This window comes from Rhizobium laguerreae, assembly GCF_002008165.1.
Classification (GTDB): domain Bacteria; phylum Pseudomonadota; class Alphaproteobacteria; order Rhizobiales; family Rhizobiaceae; genus Rhizobium; species Rhizobium laguerreae.
The window spans coordinates 151,204-171,313 of record NZ_MRDM01000020.1 but is presented as its reverse complement, the minus strand read 5'-3'; the positions used below and the strand labels follow the sequence as shown (position 1 = coordinate 171,313).

Below are 20,110 nucleotides of genomic sequence, written 5' to 3'. Positions count from 1 at the left end.
CCGCGCGTCTTTTCGAGATGCGCAAAGACGCTGCAGCACTTCGAATTGCTGCATCATGCCGAAAGGTGTGAGAGGTTTCGATACCCTGTTTCTGGGGTTTGTTGCATGTTTTTTGCAGTTTGCATCATTTTAAACTTCTGATGCTATCCATAGCCAGCAGACAAATGTTGGTGTCCGAAATGCAAGTTGTTGATGCCGATACAATTACTCGACAAGCAAATTCCAACTTGCAGGACGCGTGGCATCTTGGCTGTACAGGCCGTTCGCTTGAGGCACTCACACTGGCCGGCGAAATTCTGGTTGATGCCAAGACTCGGGGCGACGATCGGCTCGCCGCTCAATGCGATACTGACATTGCCTGGTACTGTTTTCAAATCGGCAAAGCCGAACTTGGACTGACGCATGTCCGCCGGGCGGTAGACTTCTGGAAATTGAGCGGGGAGCCCAAACAAGAATCCTGTGCCCGGGCGTATTTCGGATGGTTGCTCTTGGAATTGGGCTTGCCGGAGGAAGCGATCCAAGAAGCGACGCGCGCGCTTGATCTGGCCGACAAGACAGCAGATCCGAAAGCGCAAAGCCTAGCGACCAACGTGATTGGAATTATCTTCTGGTACAACAAGCAGCCCGACCGGGCCATCTTGATGAGCGAGAGGTCCGTCGAACTCGCCAGATCGATCGGCAACAAGACCTATGAATGCTGGTGGCTGATCAATCTCGGCGGCGCTCATTCGGAAGGCGGATATATCGCGGAGGCGCTCGGCCAGCCGGGACAAGGACGCCAGATGCTGGTGAGAGCGCTGGAACTGACCGAACAGGCGCTCGACATCGCAACTGAAACCGGTGACAGCTGGGCTGCTCGCATCTGTCTCGGCAATAAAGCCGAGTTCCACAGCCACCTGGGCGAGCATGACGAGGCGCTCCAGTGCATGGTCCGCTACCGGTTATTCCAAGAAAACAGCTATGTCAGGGACAGGCAGCAATATCTCTACACCTTGGGCCAGATCTACAACAATTCCGGAAAATTCGAAGAAGCCCTGTCACCGCTGCTCGAGGCGGTGGAGCTGATCGACGCCGGCGGCAGTTTCGATTCCTGTATCCAGATCTATCTTTATCTGTCGCAGGCCTATGAGGGGCTGGGACAGTTCGATCCGGCGCTGGCGGCACATAAAAAATACCACCAAGCCTATTTGCGCAATAGCGCCGAGAGAACCCAGCAGCGCGCACGTCTCGCGGAAATCTACTATGAAACCAGGCGGTTTAAGGAAGTCGCCGAAACGGAGACGAAGCGCGCGGAAACGCTGGAGGCCTCCTATCAGAAATTGCAGGAGCAAACCGATATCCTTGCCAGTGCCGTCTATCTGGACACGCTGACCGGGCTCTATAACCGCAAATATCTCGACAGCCGCTTTCAGGAACTGACGTCTGAGAAGCGTCCACATTCCATCGCGATGCTGGATGTCGACCACTTCAAGTCGATCAACGACAACTTCTCTCACATGATCGGCGACCGGGTCCTGAGTACCATTGGGGCCATATTGCGCAGCCAGTTGCGAATTACCGATCAGGCAGTTCGCTTTGGCGGCGAGGAATTCGTCGTCCTGCTCGCCGGCGCTCCCCGAGGCGCCGCCGATGTCTGCGAAAAGCTGCGTTCGGCCATTGAACAGTGGGATTGGTCCGAGATCTGCAACGGGCTGCACGTTACGATCAGCATAGGTGTTGCCGGTACCCTGTCTGCCAAGTCTCCGAACGAGATTTTGGCTATCGCCGATCAGAATCTCTATGCGGCGAAAAAGAGCGGTCGCAATCGCGTTGTTGGGTAGCGCTCGCAGTTTCGCCATTCGGGCGGATCGCGTCTCTGGGACGGTGTATCTATAGCCCCTCAATGTCGAGGATGAACGCGAATTCGCCGGCAAGCCCTGGCGAGTGGGCGATGACAGGCCCGCCCTGCGCAAGCAGCCTGTCGACCGGCGGCATCGCCACCATCGCGCCGGCCTCTTCGGCGATCAGCGCGCCAGCGAGCATGTCCCAGGCATTGAGGTGGCGTTCGTAGTAGAGATCGGCAGACCCCTCGGCGACGCGAACGAGGTCGATCGCGGCCGCGCCCATGCGGCGATAATCCATACCGCGTTCGTGGAGCCGTCGCGAGAGCGCGAGATGGTCGTCGAAGCTCGTCTTGCGGGAATGGCCGAGAATGACAAGCGCATTGGCCGGATCGGCGGTCGCAGCCGCATGCACCGGAAGCCCGTCCTTGAAGGCGCCGCCGCCGCGCACGGCGTGAAACACTTTGTCTCCGGCGGCGTCGTAGACCACGCCGATCTCCACCTTGCCGCCGGCGACGAAGGCGATCGAGACGCCCCAGTGCCGGAAGCCCCTGATATAGTTGGTCGTGCCGTCGATCGGATCGACGACCCAGGTGCCGCCCTCGCCCGATCTTCCGCCGCTCTCTTCTCCCATGAAAGTATCATCCGGAAAACGCGAGAGCAGTCCGTCACGGATCGCCTGCTCGGCATTCTTGTCGGCGATGGTGACGAAATCCTGCAATCCCTTGTTTTCGACGGCAAGCGTTCCGAAATTCGAGTCGCGCCGGAACCGGGCAGTCTCCCGTCCGGCCTCGAGGGCAACGGTAATCGCGACCTCCGCCCGTGCGCGGATGGCGGCGGCATCGAATGCGGCATTCATCAGGCGGTCCTTCTTCTGATCAGTGTCACAGGCGTGAATTCGACACGCGCCGTCAGCTCCGGCTCAGCCATCCGGCTCATCAGCAGGTCGACCGTCTTTTCGGCCTGGACGTCGCAGGGTTGGCGGATGGTCGTGAGATCGTAAGCGGTCCAGCTCGCCTGAGGAATGTCGTCATGGCCGATGATGGAGAGTGGCGGCGCATCATCACGGCCGCGGCCCTGCATGACGCGGTCGATGACGCCGCAGGCCATGTAGTCGTTGGCGCAAAACAGTCCGTCGATGCCGGACGCGGCAAGTTCGGCGGCCGCTTCATAGCCGCTTCGGTAGTCGTTGATTTTGATATGCAGAAATTCCGGCTCGACGCTGAGCTGTTTGCAGCGTGCGACGAACGCCTCGCTACGCCGCCGCGCCGTGTAGGATATGGCGGGCGCGGCCATCACGGCGGGCTTTCGCACGCCGCTGTCGATCAGGTGGGTGGCGGCGAGTTGGCCGGCCATGTCGTCGTCGGAGATGATGCGGTCGACGAAGGGAATGTCGTTGCCCTTGTTGATCAGCACGATCGGCACGCCCTCGGCTGCGCATTGTTCACAGATCTCGGTCGGCGGTGCGTCCGAGGTGACGATGACGCCCGAGACGGCGTAGTGCAGCAGCTGGCCGATAACCGTCGAGGTATCGGCCTCCGGCGAGGTCGGGAGCAGGATGGGGCGGAAATTGCGGGCAAGCAGCACTCTTGCCAGATTTTCGATCTGCAGCGTGCGGAACGGATTGTCGAGGCCAGCGGCGACGAGGCCGACGAGATCGGAGCGTTTGTTGGTGAGGCTTCGGGCAAGATAGTTCACCCGGTAGCCGAGTTCCTTGGCGGCTTGGTAGACCTTTTCGCGCGTCTTCGGCGAAACGCTGGCATCCGGCGTAAAGGCGCGCGACACGGCAGCGCGCGAGACGCCGGCCACGCGCGCCACGTCGAAGGAGGTTACCTTGCGCGGTCCCTTATCCTTGTCTGCCAACTGCTTTTTCCTTGACCGCCGATGGCCGCATCAGATCGGGCAAATCCGTGCAGATGCCGAGAACCGGAAGCTTCATGAGGTCATCGAGAATGGCCGGCCGTTCCTCGTGCCAGAGCACGATTTCGCGGCCCGCATCGAAGGCGCGGCGCATCAGCGCGTCGGTCACCAGATCCTGCGGACGTTCGCCTGCCCTCTCCCAGCATAGATGCAGGATATCGGCGCCGGCCTCGTCGCCGAGCGCATGCGGATCGTGGCCGACCCGGATCAGCACCGAAAGCGGGAAATCGCAGGCCGCGTCGCTAAGTTCGCGCACCTGTGCCGTGTCGAAGGAGCCGAGACAGGCGAAACGCTGGTTCATCTCGGCAAGGTGCTGCCAGCAGCGCATGCCGGTCCCAGGTGCCTTCAGTTCGACATAGAGACCGGTCCCGGTCTCGCGGCCGAGCGCGGCCACCTCCGAAAAACTCGGCACGTCGACGCCGTCGAGACCGGCGAGCTCTGCCGCCGTCATTTCGGAAATGCGGCGGTCGATGCCGAAGACGCGCTCGAGGTGATCGTCATGCGAGACGACGACCACGCCGTCCTTGGTCAGCTGCGTGTCGAGCTCCCACATTTCCGCGCCGAGTTCGGCGGCGCGGCGGAAAGCAGCGATCGTGTTCTCGCGTTCATGGCCGCTGGCGCCGCGATGGCCGATGCAGAAGGGAAGCCGGCCCTTGCCCAATGGCCAGCCGTAACGCTCGAAAAATGCCGAGAAATCGCGGGTCATCAGAGCCTCCTGCCATTTTCGTCGAAGATGAACACCCCGCGGCTGTCGATCGCCCAGCGGACGTCGTCGCCCACATGGATATCGCTGCGCACCGGCTGGATCGAGCGCAGCAGCGGTCCGCCGGCAAGAGCCACGTCGTAGAGGTTTTCGCGGCCCTGCGTTTCGGCAAAGGTGACCTTGCCCGGCACGGCGATATCGCCTGACGGCGTAAAATGCTCCGGCCGGACGCCGAGCATCAGCTTGGTGCCGTCAGCGGCACCAACAGTATCCGGCAGCGGCACACGGATCTCGCTTTGCGGGATTGTGAAGGCGCCCTTGTCCACGACGCCGCGCAGGAAGGTGATCGGCGGATTGCCGAGAAAGCCGGCGACGAAGGCGGTCTTCGGATCATTGTACATTTCGGCGGGCGTGGCGATCTGAACGATCTCGCCTTCCTTCATGATGGCGATGCGGTCGCACATGCTCATCGCCTCCACCTGGTCGTGGGTAACGAGAATGGCGGTGATGCCGGTTTCGCGCTGAAGGCGGCGGATTTCCGATCGCATTTCGAGGCGCAGCTTGGCATCGAGATTGGCGAGCGGTTCGTCGAGCAGCAGCACATCGGGCTTGCGGATCAGCGCGCGCGCCAGGGCCACGCGCTGCTGTTGGCCGCCGGAAAGCTCGGCTGGCCGGCGGCCCATCAGGTTGCCGATCTGAACGAGGGCGGCGATGCGGTCGACTTCCTTGCGGATTTCGGCGGCCGGTATGCCCTTCACCTTCAGCGGAAAGCCGATGTTCTCGGTAACCGTCATGTGCGGATAGAGCGCATAGGACTGGAAAACGACTCCGACATTGCGAGCCTGGCTCGGCAGGTCGGTGACGTCGCGGTCGCCGAAGAGGATGCGTCCGCCGGTCGGCCGGTGGATACCGCAGACCGCAAACAACGTCGTCGACTTGCCGCATCCGGAAGGACCGAGCAACGCCAGCATCTCGCCGTTGCGGACTTCGAGCCGCATGTTCTCGATGACCTTGGTGGAGCCGAAGCTCTTCGAAAAATTGTCGAGGAGGATGCGCATCAGCCTTTGCTCCCGCCGCCGTAGATGTTCATGAGGTAGTTATTGAAGAGCGCGTAAACGAGCAGCACCGGAACGAGGTAGAAGACGCCGACCGCTTTGAACATGTTGAAGTCATAATTGTTGTCATCGGCGAGGAAGCCGGCGAGATAGACCGAGAGTACCTGCACCTGATTACCAGGCGCCAGCACCTGCGGCAGGATGAATTCGCCCCAGCCGGAAAGGAAAGAGAACAGGCCGAGCGCCATGATGCCGGGCTTGACCTGTGGCAGCACGAGGCTGCGCCAGACCCGGAAACGCGAGGCGCCGTCGACGACGCCCGCCATTTCGATTTCCCAAGGCACGGTGTCGTAGAAGCCCTTCATCAGCCAGATGCCGAGCGGCAGGTCGATCGCCGCCTTAACCAGGATGACGCCGATCAGCGAATTGTAGAGGCCGATCATCTGGAGCACGATGAAAATGGCGATGATCAGCGTCACCGACGGAAAGGCATGCAACACCATGACGCCCGCAAGGAAGAAGCCGCGTGCCGGGACGTTCAGCCGCGACAGAACATAGCCCGCCATCGACGAGACGATGAGCACGAGGCTGGTGGTGCAGGCGGCAAAGAGCAACGTATTCACAGTCACCTGCCAGATGTTCGCCTTGCCCTCCGTCGTCTGCCACAGGAAGCGCCAGTGATTGAGCGTCAAGCCCGAAGGCAGCAGCGCGTCCGCCTGCTTCACCGTCACGGTGTCGAGGAAGAGATAGACATACATTAGGAGCAGCGGCAGGCTGACGATAGTCAGCGCCGTTATGACAGGCCAGCTGCGGTAATTTGCCGAGGGCTGCGATCGTTCGGCCATGGTCAATCCTCGATCAAGGGCTTGGCGACAAGCGTGCCGTAGCTGAAGACGCGCAGATAGAGAAGCGACATCGCCACGCCGATGACGACCAGCACCAAGGCCATGGCGGCACCCAAGCCGTATTCGAGGTTGCCGGCATAGTTCCTCAGCGCAGTGTGATAGGCCGACAGCGCCCAGACCTCGGTCGCATTGCCCGGTCCGCCATTGGTCGCAAGCAGGATTTCATTGAAGGAGGCAAGCAGCGACAGCGTCTGATAGCAGGTGACGAAGAGGATCGGCCAGCGCATCTGCGGCAGGATGATGTAGCGGATCTGCTGCCAGCGGGAGGCGCCGTCGACCTCGCTCGCATAGAACTGGCTCTTCGGAATGGCCTTCATCGCCGAGGAGAACACCAGCATGCCCATCGAGGCGCCGATGAAGCCGTTGATCAGCACGACGAACAACCAGGCATTATAGGCGTTGTCGAGAAGATAGTTCTTCGGCGGATAGCCGAATTTGCCCATCAGGATAGAGATGAATCCGCTGTCCCAGGCGAGCCACTTCCACAGCATGACGTAAATGACGACGGGCGTTATGCGCGGCAGGAGCCAGATGCCGCGGAAGATCGAGGCAGGCGTCGGCGGCATGTAATGCGTCAGGATGGCGAGCAACAGCGCATAACCGACATTGAAGAGCATCAGCACCAGCGCGACGTAGAGCACGGTATTGAAAAGCACACGCGCCATGTCGGGCGAGGTGGCCATGCGTGAGAAATTGTCGGTCGTCCAGGTCCAACCGGTATAGGTGACCCTGGCGACGGTTTCCTTCTGTTCCGGCGTCAGCTTGAACCCCAGACTATCCAGCGACGAAAAGAGCTGCTCCTTGCTGTCGAAACGGGTGTTGAGGACGGAGCGGTTGAACTGTTCGGAGATCTGCTTGACCTCGCGTGTCGAAGGTCGCTCGGCAAGATCCTTGATCATGCGCTCGACGTCGCGGCGTGCCGTGAACACCTCACCTGTATGTTTGGCGCGCAATTCCGCGGCAATCCCAGGCGCAAGCCCGAGGCCTCCAATGGCCTTGAGGCCTGCATCGTCGATCGTGTAGCGCGGTTCGGCCATCTCGGCTGCGATGTCTGGTATCGCCGATTTTAGCGCGATCAGGGAATTGGGCGCGATCTGGTAGACACCGCCGGAAATGCCGGTCGCCGTCGTCATATTGGTCATCGAGAAGACCGCCGTCAGAACCACCGGCATCAGGAAGAACAGGACGATCATGATCGCGGCAGGCGCGATCATCACCAGTCCGAGCGTTCTGGACGATTTCATGGAAGCCCCCTCATCGCGGACCGACCGGGCGGCGGTGCCGCCGCCCGGTAGAGTGCTTCGATCTTAGCGGATGACGATCTTGTCGCCGAGCGTGCTCTTCAGCTCGCTTTCGGCGTCACCGATCGCGGCGTCTACGGTCTTGGCGCCGGTCCAGGATGCTTCGAGGTTCTTCCACATGATGTTCCAATATTTGCCGAAATCGGAATTGTTCGGCATCGCATTGGCATGCGGCAGCAGGCGCTCGGTGGCTTCGCGGGTCCAGCGGTCAGCCGAGTAGAAGTCGACCGTGGATTCCGACTTGGAGATGCCGAGATGGGCGGATTTGACCGCATGCAGCGCGTTGGTGCGCGGCTCGGAGGCGATCTTGACCAGCTGGGCGGCGATCTCGGTGTCTTCCTGGTCATGACCTGCGGTCAGCAGGTAGACGAGCGGATGGGTCAGCGTGTTGGCCTTGCCGCCTTCACCGGCGGGGATCAGCGTGAAGATCACGTTGCCGAAGAAGTCCTTCAGACCTTCCTGGTTGACGAGGCGGGCATAGTGCCAGGTGCCGCCGTCCCAGATGCCGGCCTTGCCGGTAGCGACTTCCTTCCACCACTGGTCGCCCGGCATGCCGATGTGGTTCTTCTTGGTAACACCGGTCTTCACGGCATCGGCGAAGAACTGATAGGTGCGGGTCATCGCGGCCTTGTCGAAAACGAGCTTGCCGCCTTCTTCCATCGTGCCGCCGAAGCTGCTGTAGAACTGCCAGTAATCAGGGCCGTTACTGGGGCGAGGATAGAAACCGTAGCCGGCCTGGACGAGGCCCTTGTCCTGCATCTTCTTGGCGTCTTCGAGCAGGTTCTTCATGGTGTACTTGCCGTCCTGGACGCTCTGCGGCAACGCATCCAAATCGGCGTCGCTGTAACCGATCGCCTTCATGTAAGGCTTCCAGAAGAACATCGGACGGGATTCAGCATCCTGCGGGATGCCGTAGACAGTGCCGTTGTAAGAGGCGATCTGCAACAGGTTTTCATAGATGTCGCTGAGCGGCCAGGAGTCGAGATCGACATAATCCTCGATCGGAACGATCAGCCCGGCCTGCGACCACGGTGCGATGTCTTCATGGCCGCTGACGACGATATTCGGAGCGGTCTTGGCTTCGGCGGCAAGGGTCAGCGCCTGCTTGAAGTCCTCCCAGGCCGAATAGGGCTTCTTCTCGACGGTGATCTTCAGTTCTTCGCCCTTGAGGGCGGCTTCGCGCTGCAGTTGCTGGGCTGCGATCTCGATGGCGTCGAGGCGATAGACGTCGTTCGGGCCGGTACCGCCGGCCCAGACGCTGATGTGAACGTCCTTGGCGAGTGCAATTGCGGAGGTCGAAGCCAGGATGGCGGCTGCGACGGCAAGAGATTTCAATGTCGGCAAAATGGTCATCTTCTTCGTCTCCCTGGAAGAGCAGTGTGAGGCCTCTTGACGGGTCATCACTGTTGCGTGACGGCCGTTCCGAAAACCCCACGAAAACGTGGCGTATCCCGCTCTAGGGGCGAACGTAACGGCCGAATGACAAAATTGAGCACGTGTGCAAAATTATTATGACGATGTCCGCACGACTTGCAAGCGGCGGTTTTTGACAGGCGTCTTTTACGCTTCAAATTGCGTATTTCCTGGGCTAGCATCGCGTCATGAGCCTTGAATCCGTCCGCGCCTTCCTCAGTGCCCACGCACCCGATATCGAAATCATCGAAACCGCCGAGAACTCCTCGACGGTGGCGCTTGCCGCCGAAGCCCATGGCGTCGAGCCGGCCCAGATCGCCAAGACGATCTGCCTGCGTGTCGGCGAGCAAATGATGCTGGTCGTTGCCGGCGGCACGGCGCGGCTCGACAATCGCAAGTTCAAGGACACCTTCGGAGCCAAGGGGCGCATGCTCGATGCCGAAGAGGTTGTGGCCGTCACCAGCCATCCGGTCGGCGGCGTCTGCCCCTTCGGCCTGCCCTCGCCGTTGCCCATCTATTGCGATATCTCGCTGAAACGCTTCGATGAAGTCGTGCCGGCCGCGGGCTCGATAAACTCGGCCGTGCGCATCGAAACCGGACGGCTGGCGGAGTTGACCGGCGCCAGCTGGGTCGACGTCTGCCAGTAATGGCGCCGAAGAGCTTCACACGGCGGAAAGAGTCCCTATATTACATCTCGACATGCCGTGATTGCGCATGACAGGAGATCAGGAATGCCGAGTGCCGTTTCGCGTTTTGCCAAGATCGCGGCCATTGCCGCTCTGACGAGCGCCACCGTTTTTGCTTCCCTCGACGATGCCGAGGCCCGTCGCGCCGGCAGCTTCGGTTTCGGAAGCCGCGGCACGCGCACCTTCCAGGCCCCGCCTGTCACCAGCACCGCGCCTGGGACCGCAGCGCCGATCGAACGGTCGATGACTCCACGTCCGCAGACAACGGCACCTGCTACCGCTCAGCAGCCCCTCGGCGCTCAGCGCCCCGGTTTCTTCGGCGGCTTCGGCCGTTCGATGATCGGCGGCCTGATTGCCGGTGGCCTTCTCGGCATGCTGCTCGGCCACGGTTTCGGCGGCGGCTTCGGCTTGCTCGGTATGTTGCTGCAGATCGCATTGATCGGCGGCGCCGTCATGCTCGCCATGCGTTATTTCGCAAACCGCCGCCAGCCTTCCTACGGCGTCGGTGGCGGTCAGAGCCGGTCCTACAACATGTCGCCCACGAATAATTCGTCATTCCAGATCCCGACGATCGGTTCGGGGGGCGGTTTCGGCGGGCAGTCGCGCGGCAATCGGCCGAGCGACGAGATCGGGCTGACGCAGGCTGATCTCGATCAGTTCGAGGAATTGCTGACTCAAGTGCAGACTGCCTACGGTGCCGAAGATTACGGCACCTTGCGCCGGCTGACGACGCCCGAGGCGATGTCCTATCTCGCCGAGGAGCTCGGCGAAAACGCCACCAACGGCGTGCGCAACAGTGTCTCCGACGTCAAGCTGCTGCAGGGCGATATTGCCGAGGCCTGGCGCGAGGAAGGCCAGGAATATGCGACGCTCGCCATGCGTTATTCCTCGATCGACGCGATGGTCGAACGCGACAGCGGCCGCCTGGTTTCCGGCGACGACCGCCGTCCGAGCGAAAGCACCGAGGTTTGGACCTTCGTGCGCAAGTCTGGCGCCGATTGGAAGCTTGCGGCGATCCAGGGTGCCGAGCAGCGCGCCGCTTGATGCGGCGCTCAAAACCAATGCTCTGTCTTTAATTCACCGCGACCGGTTTGGAACGCATGCGGGAGACCGTCTCGCGTTCCGCCCGCTTGCAGCGCATCGGCGGCAGTCCGCGATCCATCAGGTCCATGTCTTCAAGCACCATGTCGCCCATTTTCTTGAAGGCGCTGTCGAGGGCGCCTGCCCTATGCGCCGAGCGGATGAAACCTTTCAGGCTCCGCACCGGATGGTCGGGCGGCAGCGGTTCCTCAGGGTAGACGTCGCTCGCCGCGACGATGTGGCCTGACGAGACGGCCGCCATCAGCGCATCGAAATCGACGACATCGGCGCGGCTGAGCAGGATGAAGGCCGCGCCCCTGCGCATGCTGGCGAAGGCCTCAGTGCCGAGAAATTTGCTGTTTTCGCTGGTGACGGCGGCGGCGACGAAAATGAAATCGCTCTTTGTCAGGACCTCCTGAAGGCTTGCGGGCTCGACGCCGTTTTCCTCAAGGATCGATTGCGGCAGCCAGGGGTCGAATACCCGGATGCGCGCCCTGAAGCCGGAAAGCACACGACGCAGCGCCTTGCCGAGATCGCCGAAGCCGACGATGCCGATCTCGGAACCGGCGATCAGCCGCGCACTTGCATTCCCCTCCCCTCCCCAGAGTTCGCTGCCTTGGCGAAACGCGACATCCGCGTCGACGATGCCGCGCGCCAAGGCCAGGGCGAAACCGAGGGCGATTTCGGCGACCGGTTCGGCAAAGACCTGCCCTGTCGTCACGACGTGGATACCGCGCTGGAAGAGCACCTCATAAGGCATGTTGTTGAGCAGATTGCTTTCGACATTGAGGATCGAGCGCAGGCCCGGCATTCTGGCCAGCGTTTCCGCCGAAAGCGGCGGCTGGCCGATGATGTAGCGTGCCCTACCGAGGATGCCGTCACCGAGCCCGGCGATATTCTCGGGGTCGGCCTCGACGATCTCATATTTCGCCTGCAGGTCGGCGCGCGCGCTGTCGCTGAAGATCAGATCAAGCGTGCGCGGCTCGGGCGCGCTGATCGCCAGCGGCCGTTCGGTATTCGTCATGGGCGTCTCCTCCATCGCGGCGGTTTGCACCGTTTCTGCCGGACGATTGATAGCCCCTGTGCGGAGTTGTTTCCAGTTCGATCTTGAGGCGCGGCGCGCCGGGAGAAGCTATCGAAAGTGGCATCTGCCTATCAGATAAGCAGTTGAATTGGCTCGGTATTTCATGGCATTTTCGTTGACGGCGTGAATTCTTTGAATTAGCGTGATGCGCGCGACTTGGAACCGTGCCTGTGTTCGGCGGCCGCAGGATATTCGAAAACTCACGAGGGAAATGAGCCAATGAAATCAGCACTCAAGAGCGGCCTGCTTGCCTTGGCTGCCGCAGCGCTTCCGGCCGTCGCCTATGCCCATCCCGCCATCGGCGAAGCTGCCGGCTTCAGCCATGGCTTTGCCCATCCGATCTCTGGCCTCGATCATGTTCTCGCCATGGTGATGGTCGGTGTTTTCGCATTTCAGCTTGGCAGCCGCGCCACTTGGCTCGTGCCGACGACCTTCGTTCTGGTGATGGCACTCGGTGGTGCCCTCGGCGTTGCCGGCATCAACGTTCCCTTCGTTGAAATCGGCATCGCGCTTTCCGTTGTCGTCCTCGGCGCCGTCGTTGCGCTCCACGTCAAGGCGCCGCTCGCCGCAGCACTCGGCATCGTCGGCCTCTTCGCCATCTTCCACGGTTTTGCACATGGCGCCGAAATGCCGGAAAATGCCGCCGGTGCCGCCTATGCCGCCGGTTTCATGGTCGCGACCGCACTGCTGCATGTCGCCGGCCTCGTCCTTAGTTATCTCATCGGCCGCGCCGGTGAACGTCATGGCCTCTTCGTGACACGCACGGCCGGCGGTCTTGCTGCTGTTGCCGGTGTCGGCATTCTGGCCGGCTTGATCTGAGCCTGACAGCATTCCTGAACAAGAACTGGGCGGCATCGGCGGCCTAGACATCTCAATCCGAGAGGACGCCCGGCTTGCGTAACGCATCCCCGGGCGTTTCTGCGTCATCGCTGCAAAGTGCTGTGGACTTGACCCAAGTCAAATCCAGCCACATCGCGTCCGGCTATATCTAGCCCACGATCAACGAACGAACATCCAAATTGACGCAGGCCTGCCTTGCCGATTGCCGGTGAGACGCGAAAGTCAGTATAGTGATTTCAGAAATTTCTGAAATCACAGACGCAACGGAAACGACCATGAACCTTCCGCCTCTCGTCCAGTCCTTCGTTCTCCACTTCGGCGAAATGGGGTCCCGCTGGGGAATCAACCGCACGGTCGGCCAGATCTATGCCCTGCTCTTCGTTTCGCCCGCGCCGGTCTGCGCCGAGGAAATCGCCGAGTCGCTTGGCATCTCGCGCTCCAATGTGTCGATGAGCCTGCGCGAACTGCAGGCCTGGAACCTTGTCATCCTGAAACACAAGCCAGACGACCGCCGCGATTTCTTCACCACGCCTGACGATGTCTGGCAGATATTGAGGACGCTTGCCGAGGAGCGAAAGAAGCGTGAAGTCGATCCGACGCTGTCGGTTCTGCGTGAGATCCTGATGCAGCGGCCGGCCAGCGACGCCGAGCGGCATGCGCAGCAGCGCATGAGCGAGATGCACACGCTGATCGAGCAACTGACGCATTGGTATGAAGACGTAAAACAACTTGAAACAGAAAGGCTCGCAACGCTACTCTCGCTCGGCGCGAAAGTGACCAAGCTTCTGGAGGCCAAGGACCGCGTCGTTTCGCTCGGCCGCAGCCGCCGGCCAAATCCTGCGAACAAGAGTTAGCGCCATGAGCACTGCTTTCTTCGACGCGAAGGACGGACGGGGCGCCGAGCCGGTGCCGGACGGCGATACGGTCTCGTCTGTCACCGGCCCCGATGATGCGAAAGGTGCGCTGCGCAGAGCGGCAATGCTGCAGGCGCTGGCTGCTGCCGTCTGGATCCCGCAGGCGGCATTGCTGGCCGTGTCGGTCGGCCGCATCGCCGATGGCGGCGGATTGCATGACGTTCTCTGGCCCGCCCTCGGTATCCTCGTCCTCGGATTTGCAAGAAGCTGTCTCGATGCGGCTGGCGGCCGCCTGGCTTTTCAAGCCGCCCGCGCTGAACTCAGCCGCAGGCGGCAGATCGCCGCCGCGGCAATTTCCGTGTCGTCGCCGGTCGATCGCGACCGATTTGCCTCCGGCAAAGCGGCAAGTGTCGTTGGCGAACAGGCCGAGCTGATCGTGCCTTATCTCGCCCGTTTCCAGCCGGCACGGATGAAGGCCAGCCTCGTGCCGCTCATCATCCTTGCCTTTATCCTTCCGGTCTCCTGGATCGCGGCGTTGGTTCTGCTGTTTGCCGCGCCGCTGATCCCGATCTTCATGGCGCTGATCGGCTGGCGTGCCCAGGCGGCCAGTGAAAGGCAACTCGTCGCGACCGGCGGCCTAAACGGCTTCCTGCTCGATCGGCTGCGCGGACTGGCGACCATCCGTGCGCTCGACGCAGTCGATGCAACGGCACTCCGCCTGCGGTCGGAGGCGGAGTCGCTGCGTGCGCGCACCATGGCGGTGCTGAAAATCGCCTTTCTGTCCTCGGCGGTGCTCGAGCTTTTCGCCGCACTCGGCGTGGCGATGATTGCCGTCTATGTCGGCTTCAGCCTGCTCGGTGAGATCCGCTTCGGCACTTGGGTAGGCCGGCTCGACCTGACCGAGGGACTGTTCATCCTGCTGCTGGCACCGGCCTTCTTCGAGCCTCTGCGTGAACTCTCGGCCGTCTGGCATGATCGGGCGGCCGGCGAAGCGGCGCTGAAGGCCCTGGACACCCTCGCTGCCGGCGGGCTGTCCATCCAAGGAGCAGCCGACGTTGCGCCAGCAGCATCTGCCGTCGTCGAAGCGCCGGCCATCCGACTTGAGAATGTCGATTTCCGCTACAACGCCGACGAACCGTTGATCCTCGACGGTTTCAACCTCGATGTCGCGGCCGGCGAACATCTGGCGCTTCTCGGCGCCAGCGGTTCCGGCAAGTCGACGCTTCTTTCGCTCATATCAGGACTGGCGCCCTGTACCGGTGGCGGCATCGTCATCGGCGGCACCGCACTTGCGGATGACAGCGCCCACGCCTTGCGGGCCAGCATGGCATGGATCGGCCAAAGACCGCATATTTTCGCAGGCACGATCGCCGGCAATATCGCGCTCGGCAGGCCCGGTATCCTGCGCGGCGACGTGACGGATGCGCTCGACGTCGCCAGGCTTGGAAAAGTCGCCGCCGCCTATGGCAACCGGCCGCTCGGCGAAGGCGGGATCGGGCTTTCCGGCGGCGAGACGTTGCGGCTTGCGATCGCGCGTGCCGCCTGCAATCCGCATCTCCGGATCATCCTGGCCGACGAGCCGACCGCACATCTCGACGCCGTCACCGCCGCCGAGGTGACCGAGAGCCTGCTTTCGCTCGCCAGGGGCCGCACTTTGATCGTTGCGACCCACGATCCGCTGCTTGCCGCCCGTATGCATCGCACCATGCGCGTCGATGCCGGCATCGTTATGAGGGAGGCCGCCGAATGAGCGGATTTGCTGCGGACCTCAAGCCGATCCTGCGCCTGTTCCTTGCCGAGCGCCGGCGTGCGTTGCTGCTCGGCGCAGCACTTTCGGCGGCGACGGTGACCGCCGGCATCGCCCTGCTCGGCCTGTCCGGCTGGTTCATCACCGCAACCGCACTCGCCGGCCTTTCGGCTGCTGCCGCCATAACCTTCGACGTCTTTGCGCCGTCAGCCGGCATCCGCCTGCTCGCCATCGTCCGTACGGCCGCGCGCTACGGCGAAAGGCTTGCGACCCATGACGCAACGCTTGGCGTGCTCGCCGCCCTGCGCGAAAGGCTGTTTCGCGGCTTTGCCGAACCGGGTGCTGCCCGCGCCCTGCTCCATCGTCCCGCACGGCTGCTCTTCCGACTGACGGCCGATATCGATGCGCTCGATTCCCTCTACCTGCGCATCCTCGTGCCGGCCGCGGTGGCGATCGGTGCAGCACTGGCGGCAAGCCTCGTGCTGGGGCTGATGCATCCCGTGTTCGGCCTGTGTTTCGGCCTTTTTCTCGCCGGTGCCGGCCTCGGTCTGCCGTTGATCGCCGGCCGGGTGGCGCGCAAACATGCTCGCAGACGCGTCCATGGCATCGAGGCGCTGCGGTCGCGGACGATCGATCTCGTCGCCGGCCAGACCGATCTGCTGATGGCCGGCCGGCTTACCGCGCAGACTGGTACCATCGCTGCGGCCGACGCTTACTCTGCCCGCGCCGACGACCAGTTGAACCGCGTCGAGACCGGCCTGACATTCGGCTTCGGCCTCGTCTCGACCTTGCTGCTGACGGCTTCGCTGCTCGCCGTCGCAGCACTTGCGGAAACGAAGGCGATCACCGCCCCTGTCGCCGCGCTCGGCCTGCTTGTCGCCTTTGCGGCAGTCGAACCCTTTGCGGCGCTCCGCCGCGGCGCCCTGGAACTTGGGCGGACACTGCTTGCGGCAAGGCGCATCGCGCCGCGGCTTGCCGTCGCGGCGGCACTCGAACCATTGCCGGCGCCATTGCCGGGATGCGCTTTTTCGCTGGAGAAGGTGTCAGCCTTCCATGAAAACTCCGCCGTGCCGGCGCTCGAGGATATCGATCTTGCGCTTCAACCGGGCGAACGCCTCGCCGTCATCGGCAGCAGCGGTGCCGGCAAGTCGAGCCTGCTTGCCCTGCTTTCCGGCGAATTGCCGGCAAGGAAAGGAAATGTTGCCGTGATGACAGCAACCCTGCTCACGCAACGGACGGAGCTCTTCGAGGACAGCCTGCGCGGCAACCTGCTCCTTGCAAACCCGGATGCGAACGAGGCCCGTCTTTGCGAAGCGCTCGCCGCCGCCGGCCTGCTTGCCGATATCGAGGCCATGCGGCGGGGGATCGATACCCGGCTCGGCGAAGGCGGGCTCGGTCTTTCCGGTGGACAGTCGAGCCGGCTGGCGCTTGCCCGGCTTTTCCTGCGCGACACGCCGCTCTGGTTGCTCGATGAGCCGACCGAGGGTCTTGACGGCGTCACCGCCCGCGACGTGCTCAGCCGGCTGTCGGCAATGGCGGCGGGCCGCTCGCTGGTGATCGCCACGCATATCCGCCGGGAGGCGGCGATCGCAGACCGTATCGCCATCATCGAAGGTGGTCGCATCACAGAAGTTTCGCGCCGCGGAGAGGCGGCGTTCGAAAAGGCGCTCGACCGGCTTCGGCCGGACTGAGCGAGACTGCATGCCCTCACGCGCCGGTCGGCGCTGAGGAACGCCCTGTACCCCGTGGGACCGTGGGAGAAAGACAATGGAACTAGATATCGTCGCGTTATCGCGCTTCCAATTCGCGCTGACGGCGCTTTACCACTTCCTGTTCGTGCCCTTGACGCTCGGCCTGTCCGTGCTTTTGGCGATCATGGAAACCGTCTATGTCATGACCGGCCGCCAGATCTGGCGGCAGATGACAAAATTCTGGGGCACGCTGTTCGGCATCAATTTCGTGCTCGGCGTCGCCACCGGCATCGTCATGGAATTCCAGTTCGGCATGAACTGGAGCTACTACAGTTATTATGTCGGCGACATCTTCGGCGCGCCGCTGGCGATCGAGGGCCTGATGGCCTTCTTCTTCGAGGCGACCTTCGTCGGCCTATTCTTTTTCGGCTGGGACAAGCTGTCGAAGGTCGGGCATCTCGTCGCCACCTGGGCGGTGGCGCTCGGATCGAACTTTTCCGCACTCTGGATCCTGATCGCCAATGGCTGGATGCAGAACCCTGTGGGATCGGCGCTCAATCCGCAGACCATGCGCATGGAGATCACAAGCTTCTTCGACGTGGTCTTCAACCCGGTTGCCCAGGCAAAATTCGTCCACACTGTGTCGGCGGGTTATGTCTGCGCCTCGATCTTCGTGCTCGGTGTTTCTGCCTGGTATGTCCTCAAGGGCCGGCATATCGAGCTTGCCAAGCGCTCGATGACGGTCGCCGCCTCCTTCGGCCTCGCCTCGGCTCTATCCGTCGTCGTGCTTGGCGACGAGAGCGGCTATCTCGCCACCGAGAACCAGAAGATGAAGCTCGCCGCGATCGAGGGCATGTGGAAGACGGAACCGGCGCCGGCGGCCTTCACCGCCTTCGGCTTTCCGGACCAGGAGGCGCGCGAAACGCATTTTGCCGTGCATATACCCTGGGTCATGGGCCTGATCGGCACGCGGTCGCTGACCACCGAAATCCCCGGCATCGACAAGCTCGAACAACAGGCCGAAATCAGGATCCGGGACGGCATCAAGGCTTACGACGCGTTGATGCAGATCCGTTCGGCACCGGTACAGGATCAGGTTGCACAGGAAGTGCGCAGCTCCTTCGAGGATCTCGGCCATGATCTCGGCTACGCGCTTCTGCTGAAGCGCTACGTCGACGATCCGCGCCAGGCGAGCGACGAGCAGATCGTTCAGGCGGCGCGTGATACCATCCCACACGTGCCGACGCTCTTCTGGTCGTTCCGCATCATGGTTGGCTTGGGTATCTTCTTTATCCTGCTGACCGCCACCTTTTTCTGGCTGTCGGCGCGCCGCCATCTCGACAAATATCCGTTGCTTCTGAAGATTGCCGTGCTGGCGATCCCCCTGCCCTGGGTCGCCATCGAGCTCGGCTGGGTCGTCGCCGAATTCGGCCGCCAGCCCTGGGTGATCGAAGGCGTTCTGCCGACGGCCGCAGCTGTCTCCAGCCTCGGCGCCGGCACCGTGCTTCTGACCATCATCGGTTTTGCGGCACTCTACACGACGCTGATCGTCATCGAGATGGGCCTGATGATCAAGGCGATCAAGCAAGGACCGGAGCCGGACGACGTGCCGGAAGCAGTTCTGATTTCCGAAACCCTCGTCCCGGCCGCGGAGTGACTGCCATGATCCTTCACGAACTCATCGACTATGAAACCCTGCGTCTCATCTGGTGGCTGTTGCTCGGCGTCCTACTGATCGCTTTTGCGACGACCGGCGGCTTCGATCTCGGCGTCGGCACACTTTTGCCTTTCGTCGCCCGGACGGATACGGAACGGCGCGTGGCGATCAACACCATCGGCGCCACCTGGGAAGGCAACCAGGTCTGGCTGATCCTCGGCGGCGGCGCCATCTTCGCCGCCTGGCCACCGCTTTATGCGGTCTCCTTCTCGGGCTTCTATATGGCGATGTTCGCGATCCTCTTCGCGCTCATCCTGCGTCCGGTCGGTTTCAAATATCGCTCGAAGCGGGAAAGCGCCCGCTGGCGCAACGGCTGGGACTGGGCGCTGTTCATCGGCGGTTTCGTGCCGTCGCTGATCTTCGGCGTTGCCGTTGGCAATGTGCTGCAGGGCGTTCCCTTCCGCTTTGCCGACGATATGCGGATCTTCTACGAAGGTTCGTTCTTCGCCCTGCTCAACCCCTATGCGCTGCTCTGCGGCCTGCTTTCCCTAGCCATGCTGACAATGCATGGTGCGGCATGGCTGGTGTTGAAGTCGAGTGGCCCGGTCGCCGAGCGTGCCAGAAGCTATGGCAGCGTCGCCGCCCTTGCCGTTATTCTGCTTTTCGCACTCGGCGGTCTCTTCCTGTGGATCAGCGTCGGTGGCTATCGCATCACCAGCGATATCAGCCCGATCGGCCCCTCCAATCCGCTGCTGAAGACCGTGGCGCTGGAGAAAGGCGCGTGGCTTACCAACTACACCGCCCATTCTTGGATGATCATCGCGCCCGTCCTCGGCTTCGTCGGCGCGGCACTGGCCTTCATTGCCATGCGGGCGAGGCGCGAGATCATGACACTGCTCTTCAGCAAACTCGCGATCTTCGGGATCATCTCGACGGTCGGCCTCTCGATGTTCCCGTTCATCCTGCCCTCCTCGCTTGATCCGCGATCGAGCCTGACGGTCTGGGATGCATCCTCCAGCCATATGACACTGTTCATCATGCTAGTCGTGACGGTGACCTTCCTGCCGATCATCTTCGCCTACACGGCCTGGGTCTACAAGGTTCTGTGGGGCAAGGTCGATGAGAAGTCGATCACCGATAAAAATAGCCACGCTTACTGAGGGAGACGAAACGATGTGGTATTTCGCATGGATCCTCGGCCTGCCGCTGGCCGCCGCCTTCGCCGTCCTCAACGCCATGTGGTATGAGCTGATGGACGACGCAGCCAAAAAGAAGGCTTCCGAGCCGCGTAAGTGAAATGCAAGGGCGCGGTTCAAACCGCGCCCTTTACTTAAATGTGGAATCGGCGGAATGG

At 62.1% G+C, this 20,110-nt stretch carries 18 protein-coding genes; 10 read left to right on the top strand and 8 right to left on the bottom strand.

The genetic code is table 11. From position 1 onward, the window contains the following. Positions 1-164: 164 nt before the first annotated feature. A complete protein-coding gene (locus BS630_RS26690; RefSeq protein ID WP_025398538.1) occupies positions 165-1,820 on the top strand; it encodes a sensor domain-containing diguanylate cyclase in 1,656 nt (551 codons plus the stop codon). A gap of 49 nt (positions 1,821-1,869) precedes the next feature. On the opposite strand, the gene BS630_RS26685 is transcribed toward BS630_RS26690, so the two are convergent. The 7 genes from BS630_RS26685 to BS630_RS26655 all read right to left on the bottom strand — a co-directional run bounded on the left by BS630_RS26685 (position 1,870) and on the right by BS630_RS26655 (position 9,057). Continuing rightward, positions 1,870-2,679: an inositol monophosphatase family protein gene (locus BS630_RS26685; protein WP_025398537.1), complete on the bottom strand. Its 810-nt coding sequence runs from the start codon at positions 2,677-2,679 to the stop codon at positions 1,870-1,872. After that, on the bottom strand, positions 2,679-3,683 hold the full coding sequence (locus tag BS630_RS26680; protein WP_025398536.1) for a LacI family DNA-binding transcriptional regulator: 1,005 nt from the start codon (positions 3,681-3,683) through the stop codon (positions 2,679-2,681). Before BS630_RS26680 ends, BS630_RS26685 begins: the two co-directional genes overlap by 1 nt. Then, positions 3,667-4,446: a glycerophosphodiester phosphodiesterase gene (locus tag BS630_RS26675; RefSeq protein ID WP_077979792.1), complete on the bottom strand. Its 780-nt coding sequence runs from the start codon at positions 4,444-4,446 to the stop codon at positions 3,667-3,669. The genes BS630_RS26680 and BS630_RS26675 overlap by 17 nt, the downstream gene beginning before the upstream one ends. Continuing rightward, positions 4,446-5,501, bottom strand: coding sequence for an ABC transporter ATP-binding protein (locus BS630_RS26670; RefSeq protein ID WP_025398534.1), 1,056 nt, complete (start codon positions 5,499-5,501; stop codon positions 4,446-4,448). The genes BS630_RS26675 and BS630_RS26670 overlap by 1 nt, the downstream gene beginning before the upstream one ends. Continuing rightward, entirely contained in the window at positions 5,501-6,343 is an 843-nt protein-coding gene (locus BS630_RS26665; RefSeq protein ID WP_025398533.1) for a carbohydrate ABC transporter permease, read from the bottom strand. The genes BS630_RS26670 and BS630_RS26665 overlap by 1 nt, the downstream gene beginning before the upstream one ends. Positions 6,344-6,345: 2 nt before the next feature. Beyond that, positions 6,346-7,647 carry a carbohydrate ABC transporter permease gene (locus BS630_RS26660; protein WP_077979791.1) on the bottom strand — a complete coding sequence of 434 codons (1,302 nt, stop codon included), beginning with the start codon at positions 7,645-7,647 and terminating at the stop codon, positions 6,346-6,348. A gap of 63 nt (positions 7,648-7,710) precedes the next feature. Next, the gene (locus BS630_RS26655) at positions 7,711-9,057 is read right to left on the bottom strand and encodes an extracellular solute-binding protein (protein ID WP_077979790.1); all 1,347 of its coding nucleotides are present in this window, start codon (positions 9,055-9,057) and stop codon (positions 7,711-7,713) included. A 248-nt stretch (positions 9,058-9,305) separates the two neighbouring features. Here BS630_RS26655 and BS630_RS26650 point away from each other — a divergent pair, with 248 nt between their 5' ends. Further along, a complete protein-coding gene (locus BS630_RS26650; RefSeq protein WP_077979789.1) occupies positions 9,306-9,764 on the top strand; it encodes a YbaK/EbsC family protein in 459 nt (152 codons plus the stop codon). A gap of 84 nt (positions 9,765-9,848) precedes the next feature. Next, positions 9,849-10,847: a Tim44 domain-containing protein gene (locus BS630_RS26645; RefSeq protein WP_077979788.1), complete on the top strand. Its 999-nt coding sequence runs from the start codon at positions 9,849-9,851 to the stop codon at positions 10,845-10,847. A gap of 28 nt (positions 10,848-10,875) precedes the next feature. Here BS630_RS26645 and BS630_RS26640 read toward each other — a convergent pair whose 3' ends face one another. Then, complete coding sequence (locus BS630_RS26640; protein ID WP_077979787.1) at positions 10,876-11,907, bottom strand: hydroxyacid dehydrogenase; 1,032 nt, start codon at positions 11,905-11,907, stop codon at positions 10,876-10,878. Positions 11,908-12,186: 279 nt separating this feature from the next. Here BS630_RS26640 and BS630_RS26635 point away from each other — a divergent pair, with 279 nt between their 5' ends. The 7 genes from BS630_RS26635 to cydX all read left to right on the top strand — a co-directional run bounded on the left by BS630_RS26635 (position 12,187) and on the right by cydX (position 20,052). Continuing rightward, positions 12,187-12,786, top strand: a complete 600-nt coding sequence (locus BS630_RS26635) for a HupE/UreJ family protein (protein WP_077979786.1) — start codon at positions 12,187-12,189, stop codon at positions 12,784-12,786. A gap of 296 nt (positions 12,787-13,082) precedes the next feature. Beyond that, positions 13,083-13,661, top strand: coding sequence for a GbsR/MarR family transcriptional regulator (locus BS630_RS26630; protein WP_026157699.1), 579 nt, complete (start codon positions 13,083-13,085; stop codon positions 13,659-13,661). A 4-nt stretch (positions 13,662-13,665) separates the two neighbouring features. Further along, positions 13,666-15,411: a thiol reductant ABC exporter subunit CydD gene (gene cydD, locus BS630_RS26625; protein WP_077979785.1), complete on the top strand. Its 1,746-nt coding sequence runs from the start codon at positions 13,666-13,668 to the stop codon at positions 15,409-15,411. Then, the gene (locus BS630_RS26620) at positions 15,408-17,099 is read left to right on the top strand and encodes an amino acid ABC transporter ATP-binding/permease protein (RefSeq protein WP_077979784.1); all 1,692 of its coding nucleotides are present in this window, start codon (positions 15,408-15,410) and stop codon (positions 17,097-17,099) included. The genes cydD and BS630_RS26620 overlap by 4 nt, the downstream gene beginning before the upstream one ends. Positions 17,100-17,175: 76 nt before the next feature. Next, positions 17,176-18,756 carry a cytochrome ubiquinol oxidase subunit I gene (locus BS630_RS26615; RefSeq protein ID WP_077979783.1) on the top strand — a complete coding sequence of 527 codons (1,581 nt, stop codon included), beginning with the start codon at positions 17,176-17,178 and terminating at the stop codon, positions 18,754-18,756. Positions 18,757-18,761: 5 nt separating this feature from the next. Next, entirely contained in the window at positions 18,762-19,916 is a 1,155-nt protein-coding gene (gene cydB, locus BS630_RS26610; RefSeq protein WP_077979782.1) for a cytochrome d ubiquinol oxidase subunit II, read from the top strand. Between the two features lie 13 nt (positions 19,917-19,929). Then, on the top strand, positions 19,930-20,052 hold the full coding sequence (cydX, locus tag BS630_RS26605) for a cytochrome bd-I oxidase subunit CydX (protein ID WP_008529896.1): 123 nt from the start codon (positions 19,930-19,932) through the stop codon (positions 20,050-20,052). Positions 20,053-20,110: the final 58 nt, after the last annotated feature.

Bases quoted from the DNA above. Each gene is read 5' to 3' on its own strand.
- BS630_RS26690 (WP_025398538.1), top strand. From the start codon at position 165: ATGTTGGTGTCCGAAATGCAAGTTGTTGATGCCGATACAATTACTCGA.
- BS630_RS26685 (WP_025398537.1), bottom strand. From the start codon at position 2,679: ATGAATGCCGCATTCGATGCCGCCGCCATCCGCGCACGGGCGGAGGTC.
- BS630_RS26675 (WP_077979792.1), bottom strand. From the start codon at position 4,446: ATGACCCGCGATTTCTCGGCATTTTTCGAGCGTTACGGCTGGCCATTG.
- BS630_RS26670 (WP_025398534.1), bottom strand. From the start codon at position 5,501: ATGCGCATCCTCCTCGACAATTTTTCGAAGAGCTTCGGCTCCACCAAG.
- BS630_RS26665 (WP_025398533.1), bottom strand. From the start codon at position 6,343: ATGGCCGAACGATCGCAGCCCTCGGCAAATTACCGCAGCTGGCCTGTC.
- BS630_RS26660 (WP_077979791.1), bottom strand. From the start codon at position 7,647: ATGAAATCGTCCAGAACGCTCGGACTGGTGATGATCGCGCCTGCCGCG.
- BS630_RS26655 (WP_077979790.1), bottom strand. From the start codon at position 9,057: ATGACCATTTTGCCGACATTGAAATCTCTTGCCGTCGCAGCCGCCATC.
- BS630_RS26650 (WP_077979789.1), top strand. From the start codon at position 9,306: ATGAGCCTTGAATCCGTCCGCGCCTTCCTCAGTGCCCACGCACCCGAT.
- BS630_RS26645 (WP_077979788.1), top strand. From the start codon at position 9,849: ATGCCGAGTGCCGTTTCGCGTTTTGCCAAGATCGCGGCCATTGCCGCT.
- BS630_RS26640 (WP_077979787.1), bottom strand. From the start codon at position 11,907: ATGACGAATACCGAACGGCCGCTGGCGATCAGCGCGCCCGAGCCGCGC.
- BS630_RS26635 (WP_077979786.1), top strand. From the start codon at position 12,187: ATGAAATCAGCACTCAAGAGCGGCCTGCTTGCCTTGGCTGCCGCAGCG.
- BS630_RS26630 (WP_026157699.1), top strand. From the start codon at position 13,083: ATGAACCTTCCGCCTCTCGTCCAGTCCTTCGTTCTCCACTTCGGCGAA.
- cydD (WP_077979785.1), top strand. From the start codon at position 13,666: ATGAGCACTGCTTTCTTCGACGCGAAGGACGGACGGGGCGCCGAGCCG.
- BS630_RS26620 (WP_077979784.1), top strand. From the start codon at position 15,408: ATGAGCGGATTTGCTGCGGACCTCAAGCCGATCCTGCGCCTGTTCCTT.
- BS630_RS26615 (WP_077979783.1), top strand. From the start codon at position 17,176: ATGGAACTAGATATCGTCGCGTTATCGCGCTTCCAATTCGCGCTGACG.
- cydB (WP_077979782.1), top strand. From the start codon at position 18,762: ATGATCCTTCACGAACTCATCGACTATGAAACCCTGCGTCTCATCTGG.
- cydX (WP_008529896.1), top strand. From the start codon at position 19,930: ATGTGGTATTTCGCATGGATCCTCGGCCTGCCGCTGGCCGCCGCCTTC.